The following is a 19,493-nucleotide window of genomic DNA, read 5'->3' as shown; positions in this document are numbered from 1 at the left end:
GTGACGAGGCCCGCCCGCGCACTGCGCGGGCGGGCCTCGTCACGGTCGGCGCGGGGGCGTCACTTCACCGGGGCGGGCTCCGGGGCCTCGGCCGACTCGCCGTCGCCCTCCGGCTCGGCCGGGGTCTTCACCGAGTCAAGGAGCAGCTGCGACACATCCACGACCTGCAGCTCCTCCTTCGCGCTTCCCTCGTTCTTCTTGCCGTTGACGGAGTCGGTCAGCATCACCAGGCAGAACGGGCAGGCGGTGGAGACGATGTCCGGGTTGAGGGACAGCGCCTCGTCCACGCGCTCGTTGTTGATGCGCTTGCCGATCCGCTCCTCCATCCACATCCGGGCGCCGCCCGCGCCACAGCAGAAGCCGCGCTCCTTGTGGCGGTGCATCTCCTCGTTCCGCAGCCCCGGCACCTTGGCGATGATCTCGCGCGGCGGGGTGTAGACCTTGTTGTGGCGGCCCAGGTAGCAGGGGTCGTGGTAGGTGATCAGACCCTCGACCGGGGTGACCGGGGTGAGCTTGCCCTCGTCGATGAGGTGCTGCAGCAGCTGGGTGTGGTGGATGACCTCGAACTCGCCGCCCAGCTGCGGGTATTCGTTGGCGATGGTGTTGAAGCAGTGCGGGCAGGTGGCGACGATCTTCTTCGCCGACTTCGGCTTCCTGGACGACTCGTCCTCACCGTCCTCGCCGAAGGCCATGTTCAGCATCTCGACGTTCTGCTGGCCGAGTTGCTGGAAGAGGAACTCATTGCCCAGGCGGCGGGCGGAGTCACCGGTGCACGCCTCGTCGCCACCCATGATCGCGAACTTGACGCCCGCGATGTGCAGCAGCTCCGCGAAGGCCTTGGTGGTCTTCTTGGCCCGGTCCTCCAGGGCGCCCGCGCAGCCGACCCAGTACAGGTAGTCGACCTCGGTGAGGTCCTCGATGTCCTTGCCGACGACCGGCACCTCGAAGTCGACTTCCTTGGTCCACGCCAGCCGCTGCTTCTTGGCCAGCCCCCAGGGGTTGCCCTTCTTCTCCAGGTTCTTGAGCATCGTGCCCGCCTCGGACGGGAACGAGGACTCGATCATCACCTGGTAGCGGCGCATGTCCACGATGTGGTCGACGTGCTCGATGTCCACCGGGCACTGCTCGACGCACGCACCGCAGGTGGTGCAGGACCACAGCACGTCCGGGTCGATCACGCCGCCCGCGGCGAAGCCGCCGTCGGACGCGGCTTCCAGCGGGCCGATCAGCGGCCGCTCGGCCTCCGCCAGCGCCGCCGCGGGCACACCGGCCAGCTGCTCCTCGCTCGCTTTCTCCTCGCCCTCCGCCGTCTTGCCGCCACCGGCGAGCAGATACGGGGCCTTGGCGTGCGAGTGGTCGCGCAGCGCCATGATCAGCAGTTTGGGCGAGAGCGGCTTGCCGGTGTTCCAGGCGGGGCACTGCGACTGGCAGCGGCCGCATTCGGTGCAGGTGGAGAAGTCGAGGATGCCCTTCCAGGAGAAGTGCTCGATCTGCGAGACGCCGAACTGGGCGTCCTCGTCCGGGTCCTCGAAGTCGATCGGCTCGCCCTCGCTCACCATCGGCTGCAGCGCGCCGAGCGCCACCTCGCCGTCCGCGTTGCGCTTGAACCAGATGTTGGGGAAGGCGAGGAAGCGGTGCCAGGCGATGCTCATGTCGAGGTTGGTGCTGACCGTGATCATCCAGATCATGGTCGTACCGAGCTTGATCATCGCGAAGAGGTAGGTCAGGTTCTGCACCGTGTCCACGCTGAGCCCGTCGAAGAGCTGGACCAGCGGATACGAGGCGAAGTACGCGGGCTCGTAGGCGTCGACGTGGTGGAGTGCGCCCTCGGTGCCGCGCAGCGCCATGATCGCGAGGCCGATGATGAGGATGACGTACTCGACGAAGTACGCCTGCCAGGCGGTGGAGCCCGCGAATCGGGACTTGCGCCCGGCCCGGCTGGGCAGGTTCAGCAGCCGGATCGCCATCAGCGTCAGGATGCCCAGGGTGGTCATCGTGCCGATGAACTCGATGTACAGCTCGTAGGGGAGGAAGCCACCGAGGACCGGCAGCGTCCAATCCGCCTGGAAGAGCTGGCCATAGGCGTTGATGATGGTCGGCGGCAGGGTCAGGAAGCCGATCGCCACGAACCAGTGGGCGACGCCGATGACGCCCCACTTGTTCATGCGCGTGTGCGCGAGGAACTCGCGGACCAGGGTCACGCTGCGCTGCCAGGGATTGTCGGTCCTGGCCCCCGCCGGGACCGGCGCGCCGAGCTTGAAGAAGCGCACGAACTGCGCGACGGCCCGGCCGAGCAGGGCAACGCCGACCGCGGTGAGGACCAGCGACACGATGATCGCGGCGAGTTGCATAAGGGGCTCCTCGAACCTGCGAGAGCTGGATTACTAAGCAATACCTGATTACTAAGCAGTAACTTAATGTGGCTTGACCGAGATTACCCGCCCGGACGGGAACCCATGTAGTCGACCAGCCGGTGATCTGCGTCGCTCACATGGCCCCGCGCCACCTCTTCCACCCCTCCTCCACCCCCTCCCACGCCTCGTCCGTGCCTCGTCCGCGCCCGCTTGGGCATAAGCCTCATATAAAAGTTGAGCCCTGTCGACTCAGGTCTGTTGACAGCGGTGGAGCGGCTGATGCACGCTTGAGCCTGTTCCACTCAATGCTGTAGCTGGAGGATCCCGAAATGGCACGTGCGGTCGGCATCGACCTGGGTACGACGAACTCCGTCGTCAGTGTTCTCGAAGGCGGTGAGCCCACCGTCATCACCAACGCCGAGGGCGCCAGGACCACGCCGTCCGTCGTCGCGTTCGCGAAGAACGGCGAGGTGCTGGTCGGCGAGGTCGCCAAGCGCCAGGCGGTCACCAACGTGGACCGGACCGTTCGGTCGGTCAAGCGCCACATGGGCACCGACTGGAAGATCAACCTTGACGGCAAGGACTTCAACCCGCAGCAGATGAGCGCCTTCATCCTGCAGAAGCTCAAGCGGGACGCCGAGTCCTACCTCGGTGAGAAGGTCACGGACGCGGTCATCACCGTCCCGGCGTACTTCAACGACGCCGAGCGCCAGGCCACCAAGGAAGCCGGTGAGATCGCGGGCCTCAACGTCCTGCGCATCGTCAACGAGCCTACCGCCGCCGCGCTCGCCTACGGGCTGGAGAAGGACGACCAGACCATTCTGGTCTTCGACCTCGGTGGCGGCACCTTCGACGTCTCGCTGCTGGAGATCGGCGACGGAGTGGTGGAGGTCAAGGCCACCAACGGTGACAACCACCTCGGTGGTGACGACTGGGACCAGCGCGTCGTCGACTACCTGGTCAAGCAGTTCAACAACGGCCACGGCGTCGACCTGTCCAAGGACAAGATGGCCCTGCAGCGCCTCCGCGAGGCCGCTGAGAAGGCGAAGATCGAGCTCTCCAGCTCGTCCGAGACCACCATCAACCTGCCCTACATCACGGCGTCCGCCGAGGGCCCGCTGCACCTGGACGAGAGGCTCACCCGCGCCCAGTTCCAGCAGCTCACCTCCGACCTGCTGGAGCGCTGCAAGACCCCGTTCCACAACGTCATCAAGGACGCGGGCATCTCGCTGTCCGAGATCGACCACGTGGTCCTGGTCGGCGGCTCGACCCGGATGCCCGCCGTCGCCGAGCTCGTCAAGGAGCTGACCGGCGGCAAGGAGGCCAACAAGGGCGTCAACCCGGACGAGGTCGTCGCCATCGGTGCCTCCCTCCAGGCCGGTGTCCTCAAGGGCGAGGTCAAGGACGTCCTGCTGCTGGACGTCACCCCGCTGTCCCTCGGCATCGAGACCAAGGGCGGCATCATGACCAAGCTGATCGAGCGCAACACGACCATTCCGACCAAGCGCTCGGAGATCTTCACCACGGCCGAGGACAACCAGCCGTCCGTGCAGATCCAGGTCTACCAGGGCGAGCGCGAGATCGCGGCGTACAACAAGAAGCTCGGGATGTTCGAGCTGACCGGTCTGCCCCCGGCGCCGCGCGGCGTGCCGCAGATCGAGGTCACCTTCGACATCGACGCCAACGGCATCATGCACGTCGGCGCGAAGGACCTCGGCACCGGCAAGGAGCAGAAGATGACCGTCACCGGCGGCTCCGCGCTGCCGAAGGACGACATCGACCGCATGATGCGCGAGGCCGAGCAGTACGCGGAGGAGGACCACAAGCGCCGCGAGGCCGCCGAGACCCGCAACCAGGCCGAGCAGCTGGTCTACCAGACGGACAAGTTCCTCAAGGACAACGAGGACAAGGTCCCTGGCGAGGTCAAGACCGAGGTCGAGGAGGCCCTCACCGAGCTGAAGGCGAAGCTCGAGGGCGAGGACACCGCCGAGATCCGCACCGCGACCGAGAAGGTCGCCGCGGTCAGCCAGAAGCTGGGCCAGGCCATGTACGCCAACACCCAGGCGGACGGCGCGGGCGCGGCCGGTGCCACCGCCGGTGACGCCGGCGCCGAGGGCCAGGCCAAGGCCGATGACGATGTGGTGGACGCCGAGATCGTCGACGACGACAAGGCCGACAAGGGTCAGGGTGGTGCCGCGTGACGGAGGAGACCCCGGGCTTCGAGGAGCAGCCCGACGTCCCCTCCGAAGCCGCGCAGACCCCCGACGACGCGGCGAAGGGCGCCGGGTCCGCCGACAAGGCGGGCCCGGCAGCCCCGGCCGGGGACCTCGAGCAAGTGGCCCTTCAGGCACAGCTGGACCAGGTCCGTACCGCGCTCAACGAGCGGACGGCCGACCTCCAGCGGCTCCAGGCGGAGTACCAGAACTATCGGCGCCGGGTCGAGCGGGACCGGGCGACGGTCAAGGAGATCGCGGTCGCGAGCCTCCTGTCCGAGCTGCTGCCCGTGCTCGACGACATCGGCCGCGCCCGTGACCACGGCGAGCTCGTCGGCGGCTTCAAGTCCGTCGGCGAATCGGTGGAGTCGGTGTCGTCCAAGCTGGGCCTCCAGCAGTTCGGCAAGGAGGGCGAGCCCTTCGACCCGCTGATCCACGAGGCCCTGATGCACTCGTACGCGCCGGATGTCACCGAGACCACGTGCGTGCAGATTCTGCAGCCGGGGTATCGAATCGGCGAGCGAACGATCCGCCCGGCGCGGGTCGCCGTCGCCGAGCCCCAGCCGGGGGCCTCCTCCGGCCAGGACGAGGGCGAGACCGCGGCGCCGGACGAGGAGAGCGGTGGCCCGGAAGAGGGCTGACGCGACGGTGACCGCGAGAGCAGCAGGAGAGGAGGGACGTCGGGGATGAGCACCAAGGACTTCGTGGAGAAGGACTACTACAAAGTCCTCGGCGTCCCCAAGGACGCCACCGAGGCGGAGATCAAGAAGGCGTACCGGAAGCTCGCCCGCGAGTACCACCCGGACGCCAACAAGGGCGACGCCAAGGCCGAGGACCGGTTCAAGGAGATCTCCGAGGCCAATGACATCCTCGGGGACCCCAAGCGGCGCAAGGAGTACGACGAGGCCCGCGCGCTGTTCGGCAACGGGGGCTTCCGCCCCGGGCCGGGCGGGCCGGGCTCCACCGGCAGCTTCAACTTCGACCTGGGCGACCTCTTCGGCGGGGGCGCGCAGGGCGGCGGCGGTGGCGGTGGCGGCGCCGGTGGCTTCGGCGGCGGGCTCGGGGATGTCTTCGGCGGGCTGTTCGGCCGCGGCGGGGCCACCCGTGCCCAGCCGCGCCGGGGCCAGGACATCGAGTCCGAGGTGACGCTCAGCTTCACCGAGGCCGTCGAGGGGGCCACGGTCCCGCTGCGGATGTCCAGCCAGGCCCCGTGCAAGGCGTGCTCGGGCACCGGCGACCGGGACGGCACCCCGCGCGTCTGCCCGACCTGTGTCGGCACCGGCCAGGTCAGCCGGGGCGGCGGGGGCGGCTTCTCGCTCACCGACCCGTGCGTGGAGTGCCGCGGCCGCGGGCTGATCGCGCAGAACCCGTGCGAGACCTGCAAGGGCAGCGGACGGGCCCGTTCCGCCCGCACCATGCAGGTCCGGATCCCCGCGGGGGTCAGCGACGGCCAGCGGATCCGGCTGCGCGGCAAGGGCGCCCCGGGCGAGACCGGCGGCCCCGCGGGCGATCTGTACGTGGTGGTGAATGTGGACCCGCATCCGGTCTTCGGCCGTAAGGACGACAACCTGACCGTCACCGTGCCCGTCACCCTTCCCGAGGCGGCGCTCGGCGGCGAGATCAAGGTCCCGACCCTGGGCGGCCCGCCGGTCACCCTGAAGCTGCCGCCCGGCACGCCCAACGGGCGGACCATGCGCGCCCGGGGCAAGGGCGCGGTGCGCAAGGACGGCACCCGCGGCGACCTGCTGGTCACCGTCGAGGTCACGGTGCCGAAGGACCTGAACGAGTCGGCGCGGGGCGCGCTGGAGTCGTATCGCGAGGCGACCGTGGGGGAGGACCCACGGGCGGAGCTGTTCAAGGCCGCGAAGGGAGCATGAGATGGACGGCCGAGGAGGATTCGGAGGCAGGGCCGCTGGCCGACCCCGCAACCCCTATGAGCTGACTGAGGATTCGCCGGTCTACGTCATCTCGGTGGCCGCCCAGCTCTCCGGGCTGCACCCGCAGACCCTGCGTCAGTACGACCGCCTCGGCCTGGTCTCCCCCGACCGTACCGCCGGGCGCGGCCGCCGGTACTCCGCGCGCGACATCCAGCTGCTCCGCCAGGTCCAGCAGCTGTCCCAGGACGAGGGCATCAACCTCGCCGGGATCAAGCGCATCATCGAACTGGAGAACCAGGTCGCGGCCCTCCAGTCGCGGGTCGCCGAGCTCCAGGCCGCGGTCGAGGGCGCCGCGACGGCCATGCAGCAGCGCGAGGCCCAGGTCCACGCCTCCTACCGCCGCGACCTGGTCCGCTACCAGGACGTCCAGCAGAGCAGCGCCCTGGTGGTTTGGCGGCCCAAGCGCCCGGAGTAGCGCCCGGCGCACGGCACCCGGCGCCCTGCGCACGGGGCTTGTGCGCGGGCTGATCGCGGGCCCGGTGACCGTCCTCACGGTCACCGGGCCTTTCGCACGCCGGGACCCATGCCGGGCACGGGCCCGGACACGCCAGGGACCGGCCCGGTGACCGCCCGGCGGGCCTCCTGGCCGGGCGCGCCGAAGGGGGCCGCCGGGCGCACCATGGAGATATGTGGGAGGAGGTATCGCCATGGTGGAAGTCAAGATGATCGAGAAGCCTGATGAGCGGCGTGATTTTCCCGGGGGCCACATTGAGGCCCTGCACCTGACCGGGCTGGATTTCGCCGTGGGCACCTTCGAGCCCGGATGGCGCTGGCGGGAGTCGGTGCGGCCGATCGTGGGGACGGACCTGTGCGAGGTCCACCACCGAGGGATCGTGGTCCAGGGCCGGATGCGGCTGCGCGCGGCCGATGGCGCCGAGGCCGAGGTGGGGCCCGGGGACGTCTATGTGGTGCCGCCCGGCCATGACGCCTGGGTCATCGGCGATGAGCAGGTCGTGGTGTACGACGTCGGCGGGCAGATGGCGGAGACCTATGCGAAGTCCAGTGACGCCGGGGTCTGAGCCCGGGGGCGGGGGCGGCGTCAGATAGCGGTTCAGCCGGCGGCAGGGGACGAGATGACTACTGGTCCGAGACCACCGCGCGGCCCCCGCCGCGGAGGTTGGCCGCACGGCAGCGCCCGTACCGACCAGTTGATCCGCACCCTGCTGCGCCGCCGCAAGGAGCCGCTGGCGATCGAGGACGTCACGGTCGTCGACAAGTCGGGCATGCGCCGCGCCGTCGCGGCGACGGCGATCGGCAACACCATGGAGTGGTTTGACTTCGGTGTCTACGCCTATGTCGCCGTCACCTTGGGCAGGGTCTTCTTTCCCGCCGAGGACCCCGCCGCCCAGGTGGTCTCCACGTTCGCCACCTTCGCGGTGGCGTTCCTGGTGCGGCCCCTGGGCGGCCTGGTGTTCGGGCCGCTGGGCGACCGGATCGGACGGCGGCTGGTGCTGTCGACCACCATGATCATGATGGCGGCCGGCACCTTCGCGGTGGGCCTGCTGCCCGGCTACTCCCAGATCGGCTTCGCCGCCCCGGTGCTGCTGCTGGTGTGCCGGGTGGTGCAGGGCTTCTCGACCGGCGGGGAGTACGCGGGGGCGACCACGTACATCGCCGAGTTCGCACCGGACCAGCGCCGTGGCTTCCTCGGCAGCTGGCTCGACTTCGGCACCTTCATCGGCTATTCGCTGGGCTCCGGCCTGGTCACCGTGCTCACCGCCGCCATCGGCGAGGCCGGGATGGTGGACTGGGGCTGGCGGGTGCCGTTCCTGGTGGCGGGGCCGCTGGGGCTGATCGGTCTCTATATGCGGCTGCGGCTGGAGGAGACCCCGGCGTTCCAGCAGGTGGCCGAGCGGGCGGCCGAGGAGGCCGAGGCGGCGGAGGCGCGCGGTGAGACCCTGCCGATCGAGGAGGCGCGGCAGTCGGGGCGGGGGCGGCTGAAGGAGATCTTCACCCGGCACTGGCAGGCGGTGCTGATCTGCATGGGGCTGGTGCTGATGTACAACGTCACCAACTACATGGTGACGTCGTACCTGCCGACGTTCATGACCTCCACGCTCGGCGATGACGCCACCAAGGCCCAGGTGCTGGTGCTGGGCACGATGCTGTTCGTGGTGCTGGCGATCACGGTGGTCGGGCGCACCTCCGACCGCTGGGGGCGGCGGCCGCTGTTCCTGTTCGGCAGCGTGGGCATGATCGTGCTGGCCATTCCGGCGGTGCTGCTGATCCGGGAGGGCGGCGTCCTGAGGCAGGCGATCGGCTGTCTGATCCTGGGCGCGATGCTGGTCACCTTCGCGGGGACGAGCGCAGCGACGCTCCCGGCGCTGTTCCCGACCCGGCTGCGCTACGGGGCGCTGTCGATCTCGTACAACCTCTCCGTTTCGCTGTTCGGCGGGACCACACCGCTGCTGGCCTCGTGGCTGGTGGCCACCACCCACAACACGCTGGTGCCCGCCTTCTACCTGATGGTGGCGGGCGCGATCGGGCTGGTCTCCACGGTGTTCCTGCGCGAGACGGCGGGGAAGCCGCTGCGCGGTTCCGGGCCCATGGTGGAGACCGAGGAGGAGGCGCGTACGGCGGTGGCCGAGAGCCGCACGGAGGCCGGGCGGCACGCCCGCGACGTCTGGATCCGGTTGCGCCACCCGTGGGCGGGGGCGGGGCACCGCCAGGAGGAGGACGAGGGGTGACCGGGGCCCCGGCTCAAGTCCTGTCCGCGGCTCAGGCCCGGCCCATGGCCCGGGTGAGCGCGATCTCGATGACGACGCGGTCCGGGTTGGGGCGGGGAGCGCGCTGATAGCGCTCCGCATAGCGGCGTTCGGCGTCCGCGATCAGCTCGGGCTCCTCCCGAACCACCGCGACCCCCTCCAGCGTGGCCCACCGCCTGCCCGCCGTCTGGCAGACCGCGACCCGCGCACCGCCCGCGCCCGCCGCCGACAGGACATGGGCGACCTTACGGCTGTGACGGCTCGCGATGACGCGGGCGAGCCCGGCCTCCGGGTCGTAGGTGACGCCGACCGGTACCACGTGCGGGGTGCCGTCCGGGCGCGGAGTGGTCAGGGTGCACACATGGCGTTCGCGCCAGAAATCGAGGTACTCGGGATCGGGGTCGCGAGGATCGACGGACATGGTCCCGAACCTAAGGCCAGAGGAGTGGCGTTCGCGAGGTTGAGTGGAATAGACTCAACTTTACGGAGGTTGGGTAGGGCAGGGATGGAAAGATCGGAGCGAGGAGGAGCACAGGGACGTGGATGCCGAGCTGACCAACAAGAGCCGGGCGGCGCTGAGCGCCGCCAATGACCGGGCGGTGTCCTCCGGGCATGCGGACATGACGCCCGCGCATCTGCTGCTCGCCCTGCTGCAGGGCCGGGACAACGAGAACGTGATGGATCTGCTGGCCGCCGTCGAGGCCGACGCGGCCCTGGTGCGCGACGGCGCCGAGCGGCTGCTCGCCGCGCTGCCCAGCGTCCAGGGCTCCACCGTGGCCCCGCCGCAGGCCAGCCGCGACCTGCTGGCCGTCATCGCGGACGCCACCCAGCGGGCCAGGGAACTCGGGGACGACTATGTCTCCACCGAGCACCTCCTCATCGGCATCGCCGCCAAGGGCGGCCAGGCCGGGGAGCTGCTCGGGAAGCAGGGGGCGGGCGCCAAGAAGCTGCTCGCCGCGTTCGAGAGGGTCAGGGGTGGACAGCGGGTGACGACGCCCGATCCGGAGGGCACGTACAAGGCCCTGGAGAAGTTCGGCACGGACTTCACCGCCGCCGCGCGCGAGGGCAAGCTGGACCCGGTCATCGGCCGGGACCAGGAGATCCGCCGGGTGGTGCAGGTGCTCTCCCGGCGCACCAAGAACAACCCGGTGCTGATCGGCGACCCGGGCGTCGGCAAGACGGCCGTCGTCGAGGGGCTGGCCCAGCGGATCGTCAAGGGCGATGTGCCCGAGAGCCTGCGCGACAAGCGTCTGGTCGCCCTCGACCTCGGCGCGATGGTCGCGGGCGCGAAGTACCGCGGTGAGTTCGAGGAGCGGCTGAAGACCGTCCTGGCCGAGATCAAGTCCAGCGACGGCCAGATCATCACCTTCATCGACGAGCTCCACACCGTCGTCGGCGCGGGCGCCGGCGGCGACTCCGCGATGGACGCGGGCAATATGCTCAAGCCGATGCTGGCCCGCGGTGAGCTGCGCATGGTCGGCGCCACCACCCTCGACGAGTACCGCGAGCGGATCGAGAAGGACGCCGCGCTGGAGCGCCGCTTCCAGCAGGTGCTGGTGGCCGAGCCGACCGTCGAGGACACCGTCGCCATCCTGCGCGGGCTCAAGGGCCGCTACGAGGCCCACCACAAGGTGCAGATCGCCGATGGCGCGCTGGTGGCCGCGGCCGCCCTCTCCGACCGGTACATCACCTCCCGCTTCCTGCCCGACAAGGCCATCGACCTGGTGGACGAGGCGGCCTCCCGGCTCCGGATGGAGATCGACTCCTCGCCCGTGGAGATCGATGAGCTCCAGCGGTCGGTGGACCGGATGCGGATGGAGGAGATGGCCCTCGCCCGGGAGACCGACGAGGCCAGCAAGCAGCGGTTGGAGAAGCTGCGCCGCGACCTCGCCGACAAGGAGGAGGAGCTGCGCGGCCTGACCGCCCGCTGGGAGAAGGAGAAGCAGGGTCTCAACCGCGTCGGTGAGCTCAAGGAGAAGCTGGACGAGCTGCGCGGCCAGGCCGAGCGCGCCCAGCGCGACGGCGACTTCGACACCGCCTCCAAGCTGCTGTACGGGGAGATCCCGGCCGTCGAGCGGGAGCTGGCCGAGGCGTCGGAGGCCGAGGCCGAGGTCCAGGGGGACCGCTCGACGATGGTCAAGGAGGAGGTCGGCCCGGACGACGTGGCCGATGTGGTCGCCTCCTGGACCGGTATCCCCGCGGGCCGGCTGCTGGAGGGCGAGACAAAGAAACTGCTGCGCATGGAGGACGAGCTGGGCAAGCGGCTGATCGGCCAGACCGAGGCCGTACGGGCCGTCTCGGACGCCGTGCGCAGGACCCGGGCGGGCATCGCCGACCCGGACCGGCCCACCGGCTCGTTCCTCTTCCTCGGCCCCACCGGCGTCGGCAAGACCGAGCTGGCCAAGGCGCTCGCCGACTTCCTCTTCGACGACGAGCGGGCCATGGTCCGCATCGACATGAGCGAATACGGCGAGAAGCACAGCGTGGCCCGGCTGGTCGGCGCCCCGCCCGGCTACGTCGGCTACGAGGAGGGCGGCCAGCTCACCGAGGCGGTGCGCCGCCGCCCGTACAGCGTGGTGCTGCTTGACGAGGTGGAGAAGGCCCACCCCGAGGTCTTCGACATCCTGCTGCAGGTCCTCGACGACGGACGGCTCACCGACGGCCAGGGCCGGACGGTGGACTTCCGCAACACCATCCTGGTGCTCACCTCCAACCTGGGCAGCCAGTACCTGATGGATCCGCTGCTCGGCGAGGAGGAGAAGAAGCGACGCGTCCTGGAGACCGTGCGCACCTCCTTCAAGCCCGAATTCCTCAATCGCCTGGACGACCTCGTGGTCTTCTCCGCGCTCAGCGGCCCGGAGCTGGCCCGGATCGCCGAGCTCCAGATCGCCATGCTGGCCCGCCGCCTCGCCGACCGCAGGCTGACCCTCGACGTCACCCCGGCCGCGCTGGAGTGGCTGGCCGAGGAGGGCAACGACCCGGCGTACGGGGCGCGCCCGCTGCGCCGCCTGATCCAGACGGCGATCGGCGACCGGCTGGCCAAGGAGATCCTCGCCGGGGAGGTGCGGGACGGCGACAAGGTCCGGGTGGACCGGGTCGGCGACGAGCTGCTGGTGGGCCCCGAGCAGTAGATCCATCCCCTGTTCACCCGGCCCCGTTCGACCGGATCGGGCAATGCACGGCCGGGGTTGCACGGCGGGGGCGGGTGTGAGGGAGGATGGCGGTATTCCATACGAAGGGAAATCCACGGTGAGCATCGACCCGTCCTCGATTCCGAATTTCGGGGGTCAGCCCGAGCCCGAACCGACGGGTCCGAGCGGCCCCGTGCTGCCCGACCAGGACCTGGTCAAGCAGCTGCTGGAGCAGATGGAGCTGAAGTACGTCGTCGACGAGGAGGGGGACCTCGCCGCGCCGTGGGAGCAGTTCCGTACCTACTTCATGTTCCGCGGGGAGGAAGAGCAGCAGGTCTTCTCCGTCCGCACGTTCTACGACCGGCCGCACGGCATCGATGAGAAGCCGCGGCTGCTCGAGGCGATCGACGACTGGAACCGCCGCACCCTGTGGCCGAAGGTCTACACCCACACCAATGACGACGGCACGGTCCGGTTGATCGGTGAGGCGCAGATGCTGATCGGCACCGGCGTCAGCCTGGAGCACTTCGTGTCCAGCACGGTCAGCTGGGTACGGGCTTCGATCGAGTTCGACCGCTGGCTGGTCGAACAGCTCGGTCTGGAGGCCGACATCGAGTCCGACGGCGAGGAGAAGCCGGGCGACGACGAGGCGTAGGCGGCCGAGCCGCATACCGGTCGGGGAAGCCGTACGGCGCTCGCGAAGGCCGTACCCCGGTCGGGCCCGCCCCAGCTCCATGGAGGCGGCGTAGAGACAGGAGAGCCCGGCCGCGCACCGCTGCCCACCAGGGGAGGCGGCGCGCGGCCGGGCTTTTGCCGCGTCAGCCCTGGCCGAGGGTCTTGAGGCGCGCCACGGCGTCCGTAAGGATCTCTTCGCGCTTGCAGAAGGCGAACCGGACGAAGGGGGAGCCCTGGTCCTGGTGGTCGTAGAAGACCGCGTTCGGCACCGCGACCACGCCGCAGCGCTCGGGGAGCGAGCGGCAGAAGGCGAAGCCGTCGGTCTCGCCGAGGGGCCGGATGTCGGTGGTGATGAAGTACGTGCCCGAGGGGCGGAAGACGTGGAAGCCCGCGTCGGCCAGGCCATCGGCCAGCAGATCGCGCTTGGCGCGCAGATCGTCCCGGATGCCGTGGAAGTAGGCGTCGGGAAGGGCCAGCGCCTCGGCGACCGCGTACTGGAAGGGCCCCGCCGAGACGTAGGTGAGGTACTGCTTGGCCGAGCGCACCGCCGTGACCAGCTCGGGAACGCCGGTCACCCAGCCGACCTTCCAGCCCGTGAACGAGAATGTCTTTCCGCTGCTGCTGATGGTGACCGTCCGCTCGCGCATCCCGGGGTAGGAGACGAGCGGGGTGTGCCCGGTGCCGAAGACCAAGTGCTCGTAGACCTCGTCGGTGACCACCAGCAGATCGCGCTCGACGGCGAGCTCGGCGACCGCGGCCAGCTCATCGTGGGTGAGCACGGTGCCGGTGGGGTTGTGCGGGGTGTTGAGCAGGATGAGCCGGGTGCGGTCGGTGACGGCGGCCCGCAGCTCGTCCAGGTCCAGCCGGAAGGTGTCGCCGTCGGGACGGAGGGTGACGGGCACGCGGACACCGCCCGCCATGGCCACACAAGCGGCGTACGAGTCGTAGTACGGCTCCAGCGCGATCACCTCGTCGCCCGGCTCCACCAGCGCCAGCAGCGACGCCGCGATGGCCTCGGTGGCGCCCGCGGTGATCAGCACCTCGGTGTCGGGGTCAAAGCCCAGGCCGTACCAGCGCCGCTGGTGCTCGGCGACGGCGGCGCGCAGCTCGGGCACGCCGGGGCCGGGCGGATACTGATTCCCCCGGCCGTCCCGCAGCGCACGGACCGCGGCCTCGCGAACCTCCTCGGGGCCGTCGGTGTCCGGAAAGCCCTGCCCCAGATTGATCGCGCCGGTGCGCACGGCGAGGGCGGACATCTCGGCGAAGATCGTGGTCCCGAAGGCGGCCAGTCGGCGGTTGAGCGGCGGTCGTCCCATGGCGCCCATACTCCGCCGAACCGTCGGCCGCCATCAACTCTCCCCCTGACTCCCCTGCCCGTGCCGGGTCAGGGCCAGACCTTGGCCTGCGCCCGTCTCGATGTCCCGAGCTGGACGTCCTCGCCGAGCACGTGCGGACCGTGACCGCTGCCCACGTGGTCACCGGCCTGCAGGGCGACCGACTGCCAGAGTGACCTGGTCAGCGGGCGCGATCCGACCGTCTGGGTTCGTCCTCGATCCTGCGGGGCAGCACGCCGAGGATCAGATTCTCGAGGGCGTGCGGCATGGGACCGAAGCTGGCGACCCAGGTCTCGACGAGGTAGATCTCACTGCCCTCGTCGATACCCAGAAAGAACCGTCCGTGATCGAGCTCGCCGAGCGGGAACAGACGTATTCCCAAGGAGTCGCTCCACTCGGAGAACCGGTCATCCTCTCCACAAGCCAACTCCGGGTCCAGTGCGAACGGTTCCCGGGCGCAGCTGAGCCCCGGGCCACCGATGCGTACGGACAGCCCCCCGAACTCCTGGAGGAATGTCTCCGCGGCGTCGTGCATGACGATGCCGACCGCTTCGAACATGGACCGCCAGTGGGCCGTGTCGACCCGCCTGCCCGCTGTCCATCCCGAAGCCGCCAGGACCTCACGTACCTCCGGCGACCACTCGCTCATGACAGGCCCTGCCCTCCGTCGCCGGGTTCGGGCAGTACTCGACGATCGCAGACGCGGAAAATGGTGCTGAGAATTGACACGGTCAGTTCAGACCAAGCTGTTGAAACCATAAAAGACGATGCGTTGGTCGTCGTTCAGTTCCTCCTCCAGTTCCTCGATGTGCTCGTCGAATTCTTCCTCTGCCAGTCCCTGGCCCACGTGGTGGGCGGTACCGTCCGCGAGATCGATGAGCACACAGGCGTCCTTGGAGAGCAGTGGAGGTTCGAGCTGGGGCCATGCGAGGTCGTCCCAGTCGATCGTCACCCGCACCTCCTCAGGCCGCTTGTTCACCAGCTCGGGGAGCACGGCTCCCTCGAGGTCGCGCTCGGAGAAGCGCTCGTAGCCGCTTCCCGGCTCGGGGAGACCACCGAGCATTCGCCCTTGATCGTCGAAACGGAACTCGGTGAAGCCAGGGATCTTCACCGTCGTCAGCGGATAGACGGACTGGTCCCAGACCAGTTCACCGTGCTGGTACACGCGGATTTCGCAGGTGTCAAAGGGGCCGCCGATCCACTTGCCTTCCCTGACGTAGCGGGCAGCCGCCCGCATGACATCAGCCCGATCACGGCTGACCTCGATGAATTCCCAACCGCCGCCACCTTGTATGAGCGATCCTTCGAACAAGTAGAAGCTGGACAAAAAGTCTCCCGACTCCGGACCGACCGTCAGTGGTGTGAGATTAGCCCGCGGCGTCCTGGGCTGCGGTTCGGGTGACGCGGCGGTCGTCCCTTGCCGTGCCGGATTTTTCCGCGTCCGTTTTGGGCGGTGGGAGGGGCGGGTACTCGGCCGGGTCGGACGCCGTCGACTACGCGCCGCCGAGGTGGTGCGTCCCGCGGGAGGCGAGATGGCCGAGCAGAAGACACGGGAGGCCGGTGCCTGGCCGCGGCTCCGGCTGGAGGACTGGGCCGAGACCCGGGACACCCTGCACATGTGGACCCAGATCGTCGGCAAGATCCGGCTGGACCACGCGCCACCGGCCAATCAGTGGTGGCAGGTGACCTTGTATGTCACACCGCGCGGGCTGAGTACGTCCACCGTTCCGTATCGGACCGGGGCATTCGATATTGAGTTCGATTTTATCGACAACCGGCTGGGGATCAGGGTCAGCGACGGGAGCCGGCGCGAGCTGGTGCTGGAGTCCAAACCGGTGTCGCAGTTCTACTCGGAGATCATGGGTGTGCTGGGGGAGCTGGGCATCCAGACCCGGATGTACCCCCGGCCGAACGAGGTGCCCGTGGCGATCCCGTTTCCGGAGGACCACCGGCACGCGGCGTACGATCCGCGCGCCACCCGGCTCTTCTGGGAGCAACTGCTCAACGCACAGCGGGTGTTCGGGGAGTTCCGGTCCCATTTCGTGGGCAAGGCCAGTCCCGTGCACTTCTTCTGGGGGGCGATGGACCTGGCCGTCACCCGCTTCTCCGGCCGCACCGCGCCGCCGCATCCCCCCGGCGGGGTGCCGAACCTGCCGGACCGGGTGACGCAGGAGGCGTACTCCGTCGAGCTCTCCAGCTGCGGCTTCTGGCCCGGCGGCGGTGAGGAGGGAGGCTTCTACTCCTACGCCTACCCCGAGCCCGCGGGCTTCGCCGACCAGCCGGTCCGGCCCGCGACGGCCTCGTACCGGCGGGACGTCGGCGAGTTCGTACTGCCCTACGAGGCGGTCGCCACCGCGCCCGATCCGGACCGGACGCTGGGCGAATTCCTGCACAGCACGTATGAGGCGGCCGCCGAACTGGCCGACTGGGACCGCGCGGTCCTGGAGGCCGACCCCGTGCACTGGGAGCACCGTTAGGGGGGCCCGGCGGATCGTGACGCCTGCGGTGGGCTGATCTCCTCCCCGCCGCGGTTGTGGGCTCCTGGCTGAGGGGGCTGTCCCCCGGGCGAGCTACGGGCAGGTGTCCTCCCTGCGGTGACGATTCCGGGGCTCCGGGTCCCTAGCGTCTGAGACGCCCGCGCGTTGCGGGTGACCCAGACTCTCCCAGGGGGAAGAACGATGATCCGCAGTGCCAGGGTGTCCGCTGTGATCGCGCTGTCCTGCGCCGTGGCCGGTGTGGGGCTGGTCGGCTGTGAGGACTCCTCGAAGGCGGAGTCGGAAGCGTCCGCCACCGCGTCCGCCACCTCGTCCGCCGCCGGTTCCAAGCAGGCGGGCGATCAGGCCTTGCTCACCGGCACCAAGAAGATCGAGGTCGGCGGCCGGTTGGTGAACGTGTCCTGTTCGGGGACTTCGGCGGACGGCAGGCCGGTCATCATGCTGGTGGTCGGTGGCGGCGACGGCCTGGAGAAGATGGCCGGGCTCCAGAAGACCCTGAGCGAGAAGAACCGGGTCTGCTCCTACGACCGGCTCGGTGAGGGCGCCAGCGACAAGCCCGACGGGCCGCAGACCCTCAAGAGCACGGGGAAGGTGCTGACCGCGGTGCTCGACCGGGTCGCCGGTGACGCTCCGGTCGTCCTGGCCGGGCATTCGCTGGGCGGGCTGATCGCCGCCCGGTACGCCCCCGACCACCAGGACAGGATCAAGGGGCTGGTCCTGATGGACGCCACCTCTCCGACCCAGACCGCCGACCTCAACAAGGGAATCCCCGAGTCCGCCACCGGCCCGGCGGCCGAGCTGCGTGATCAGACCCTCGCGATCCTTCGCGGAGGGGAGCCGGAAAAGCTCACGGTGCCCGACGGGAAGGTCCGTTCCGCCGGGGACATCCCGGTGGAGGTGATCCACCACGGGAAGCAGTACCTCGCGGAGGTGCCCGACTACGGGCCGGGCCTGGAGCGGGCGTGGACCAACGGCCAGCGCAAGTGGCTCGCGGTCTCCAGCCGCTCCAAGCTGAGCCCCGCCAAGAACAGCGCCCACTACATCTACGTCGACCAGCCTGACGTCGCCGTGCGCGCGATCGAGCGCGTCACCTCCCAGGCCGCGGACCACGCCTAGGACGCGTGCTGGACCGCGCGTGAGGCGCGCGCCGAACCTCTGGACTTCCTCAACTCCGCTTTGACCCCCCATGAGGTCGGGCATGGGACCCGGCAGGTACGAAGCTGTACCTCGCTACGGGGGTTGGAAGGAGAGTGAGGACCATGGGTCCTGTTGTCATCTTCATCGTGCTGGCGTTCACGGTCACGGCGCTCGCCGCGCTGGGTGCCGGTCGGTCGAAGGGATACAGCGGGCGGCGCAGGCGGTCCTGGGGGGCAGGGTCCAGCGGGGCCGCGGGTGGCGGCTGGTGGGCCGGTGGCGACAGCGGTGGTGGTGGCCATCACGGGGGTGGTCACCACGGCGGCGGTGGCTGCGGCGGCGGAAGCGGCTGCGGTGGCGGAGGTGGCTGCGGTGGCGGCGGTGGTGGTGGCGGCGGTGGCTGTGGCGGGGGTGGCTGACCCGCGGTTCCCGCGGCCCTGACGGCTGCCGTCTCGTTCTTACGGCCGCCATGACCTTCTTACGGGAGGCGTCACGCCGTCCTTACGGTCGCCATGACCTTCTTACGGTTGCCAGGCCGTCCTTACGGTCGTGAAGCAAAGCAGTGAGCCAGCGCCCGGCGCGCCAACGTGCGCCGGGCGCTGGCTTGTTGAACACTTGACCTAAGGAGCGCCCTAGAGGGTGGAAACCCGGCGAAGGTGGGTAAAAACGATGTGGCGCCCAGCATTTCATGATTCCGTATACCACCAATCGACCTTACGGCCCCACGTGGGCACGAGCCGCCGTATGCGCATGCCCCTGGTCCCCCGCGGGGCGAGCTGGCCCATCTCTTTCCACTGCGTGCTTGCGGAGCCGATCCATGCTCACGACCCTCAAGACTGCCTACACCGATACCCGCGCCGCTGACCTCGCCTGGGGGCTGGGACGGGAGCCGCTTCCCGCCCTCGCCGTGCTCGATCTTCAACTCCACGACTTCGCCATCCAGTTGCGGCTTCTGGGCGCCTCCCACCAGGTCCTCCTCGAAGGGGAGGGCAGCCGTTGCTCGGAGACCGTGGCCTGCATGTCCGGCAACAGCACCCCGCTTCCGCTGGGGGTTTCCACCCTCGTCGACGGCCGCGAGTACGAATTCGCGGCGCGCGTCGAGGAGTTGTCGCAGGGCGCCTTCTCCGGGCGCGCGCAGGAACTGCTCGCCCTGGTGGCCGACCATCCGCACGGTCTGGCCGGTACGTTCCCCGGCAGTCCGAACGCGTTCACGGCGCTGCTCGCGCAGTGGAACGAGGGGACGGTGGGGTGGCGGACCTGGCATGCCTACCCCCAGGAGGGGCGGTTGGTCACCACCCGCACCTGTGTGGGGGCCCGGGTGCCGCCCGCGCTCAGGCCGCCGGGCGCGGGCGGGCTCGATATGGGTGACCTGCCAAGTGACCTGCCGGGCGGTCTGCCGAGTGGCCTGCCGAGTGGCCTGCCGGGCGGTCTGCCGGATGGGTTGCCGGCTGGGGCGTCGGATGGGCTGTCAGGTGGGGCGTCGGGTGGGGGGCCACCCCAAGTCCCCTGCGCCTG

Annotated in this window: 16 protein-coding genes and 1 pseudogene; 12 read left to right on the top strand and 5 right to left on the bottom strand. The window is 69.7% G+C overall.

What is annotated here, in order from left to right; genetic code table 11:
- Positions 1-59: 59 nt before the first annotated feature.
- Positions 60-2,351: a (Fe-S)-binding protein gene (locus VT50_RS07115; RefSeq protein ID WP_046087491.1), complete on the bottom strand. Its 2,292-nt coding sequence runs from the start codon at positions 2,349-2,351 to the stop codon at positions 60-62.
- A gap of 332 nt (positions 2,352-2,683) precedes the next feature.
- On the opposite strand from VT50_RS07115, the gene dnaK reads away from it, so the two are divergent.
- The 6 genes from dnaK (at position 2,684) to proP (ending at position 9,191) form a co-directional block, all read left to right on the top strand.
- Positions 2,684-4,555 (top strand): molecular chaperone DnaK, encoded by a 1,872-nt coding sequence (gene dnaK, locus VT50_RS07110; RefSeq protein WP_046087492.1) that lies wholly within the window; start codon positions 2,684-2,686, stop codon positions 4,553-4,555.
- Positions 4,552-5,208: a nucleotide exchange factor GrpE gene (gene grpE / locus VT50_RS07105; protein WP_046087493.1), complete on the top strand. Its 657-nt coding sequence runs from the start codon at positions 4,552-4,554 to the stop codon at positions 5,206-5,208. Before dnaK ends, grpE begins: the two co-directional genes overlap by 4 nt.
- Positions 5,209-5,253: 45 nt before the next feature.
- Entirely contained in the window at positions 5,254-6,444 is a 1,191-nt protein-coding gene (gene dnaJ, locus VT50_RS07100; RefSeq protein ID WP_046087494.1) for a molecular chaperone DnaJ, read from the top strand.
- Position 6,445: 1 nt separating this feature from the next.
- Positions 6,446-6,919, top strand: coding sequence for a heat shock protein transcriptional repressor HspR (locus VT50_RS07095; protein WP_046087495.1), 474 nt, complete (start codon positions 6,446-6,448; stop codon positions 6,917-6,919).
- 232 nt (positions 6,920-7,151) lie between these two features.
- The gene (locus tag VT50_RS07090; RefSeq protein ID WP_046087496.1) at positions 7,152-7,523 is read left to right on the top strand and encodes a cupin domain-containing protein; all 372 of its coding nucleotides are present in this window, start codon (positions 7,152-7,154) and stop codon (positions 7,521-7,523) included.
- A 129-nt stretch (positions 7,524-7,652) separates the two neighbouring features.
- Positions 7,653-9,191, top strand: coding sequence for a glycine betaine/L-proline transporter ProP (proP, locus tag VT50_RS07085; protein ID WP_206269359.1), 1,539 nt, complete (start codon positions 7,653-7,655; stop codon positions 9,189-9,191).
- A gap of 31 nt (positions 9,192-9,222) precedes the next feature.
- On the opposite strand, the gene VT50_RS07080 is transcribed toward proP, so the two are convergent.
- On the bottom strand, positions 9,223-9,630 hold the full coding sequence (locus VT50_RS07080; RefSeq protein WP_046087498.1) for a pyridoxamine 5'-phosphate oxidase family protein: 408 nt from the start codon (positions 9,628-9,630) through the stop codon (positions 9,223-9,225).
- Positions 9,631-9,748: 118 nt separating this feature from the next.
- Here VT50_RS07080 and clpB point away from each other — a divergent pair, with 118 nt between their 5' ends.
- Positions 9,749-12,340, top strand: coding sequence for an ATP-dependent chaperone ClpB (clpB, locus tag VT50_RS07075; RefSeq protein ID WP_046087499.1), 2,592 nt, complete (start codon positions 9,749-9,751; stop codon positions 12,338-12,340).
- A 118-nt stretch (positions 12,341-12,458) separates the two neighbouring features.
- Positions 12,459-12,995, top strand: a complete 537-nt coding sequence (locus VT50_RS07070; protein WP_046087500.1) for a YbjN domain-containing protein — start codon at positions 12,459-12,461, stop codon at positions 12,993-12,995.
- A 163-nt stretch (positions 12,996-13,158) separates the two neighbouring features.
- On the opposite strand, the gene VT50_RS07065 is transcribed toward VT50_RS07070, so the two are convergent.
- The 3 genes from VT50_RS07065 to VT50_RS07055 all read right to left on the bottom strand — a co-directional run bounded on the left by VT50_RS07065 (position 13,159) and on the right by VT50_RS07055 (position 15,676).
- Positions 13,159-14,331: a pyridoxal phosphate-dependent aminotransferase gene (locus VT50_RS07065; RefSeq protein WP_240529071.1), complete on the bottom strand. Its 1,173-nt coding sequence runs from the start codon at positions 14,329-14,331 to the stop codon at positions 13,159-13,161.
- Positions 14,332-14,530: 199 nt separating this feature from the next.
- Positions 14,531-14,998 (bottom strand): SUKH-3 domain-containing protein, encoded by a 468-nt coding sequence (locus VT50_RS07060; RefSeq protein ID WP_046087502.1) that lies wholly within the window; start codon positions 14,996-14,998, stop codon positions 14,531-14,533.
- An 87-nt stretch (positions 14,999-15,085) separates the two neighbouring features.
- Positions 15,086-15,676, bottom strand: a complete 591-nt coding sequence (locus VT50_RS07055) for a hypothetical protein (RefSeq protein ID WP_143645186.1) — start codon at positions 15,674-15,676, stop codon at positions 15,086-15,088.
- Between the two features lie 205 nt (positions 15,677-15,881).
- Between VT50_RS07055 and VT50_RS07050 the strand changes: the two genes are divergently transcribed.
- The 4 genes and pseudogenes from VT50_RS07050 to VT50_RS07035 all read left to right on the top strand — a co-directional run.
- A complete protein-coding gene (locus tag VT50_RS07050) occupies positions 15,882-16,826 on the top strand; it encodes a DUF5996 family protein (protein WP_046087504.1) in 945 nt (314 codons plus the stop codon).
- Positions 16,827-17,027: 201 nt separating this feature from the next.
- Positions 17,028-17,960 (top strand): alpha/beta fold hydrolase, encoded by a 933-nt coding sequence (locus VT50_RS07045; RefSeq protein WP_046087505.1) that lies wholly within the window; start codon positions 17,028-17,030, stop codon positions 17,958-17,960.
- 294 nt (positions 17,961-18,254) lie between these two features.
- Entirely contained in the window at positions 18,255-18,419 is a 165-nt protein-coding gene (locus VT50_RS39920) for a hypothetical protein (RefSeq protein ID WP_206269358.1), read from the top strand.
- Between the two features lie 376 nt (positions 18,420-18,795).
- Positions 18,796-19,311: pseudogene (locus tag VT50_RS07035) on the top strand (DUF2617 family protein); the annotation flags it as partial.
- Positions 19,312-19,493: the final 182 nt, after the last annotated feature.

Source organism: Streptomyces antioxidans (assembly GCF_000968685.2).
Classification (GTDB): Bacteria; Actinomycetota; Actinomycetes; order Streptomycetales; family Streptomycetaceae; genus Streptomyces; species Streptomyces antioxidans.
Note: the sequence above shows the minus strand (reverse complement) of the source record. Positions and strands in the feature narration are given on the sequence as shown.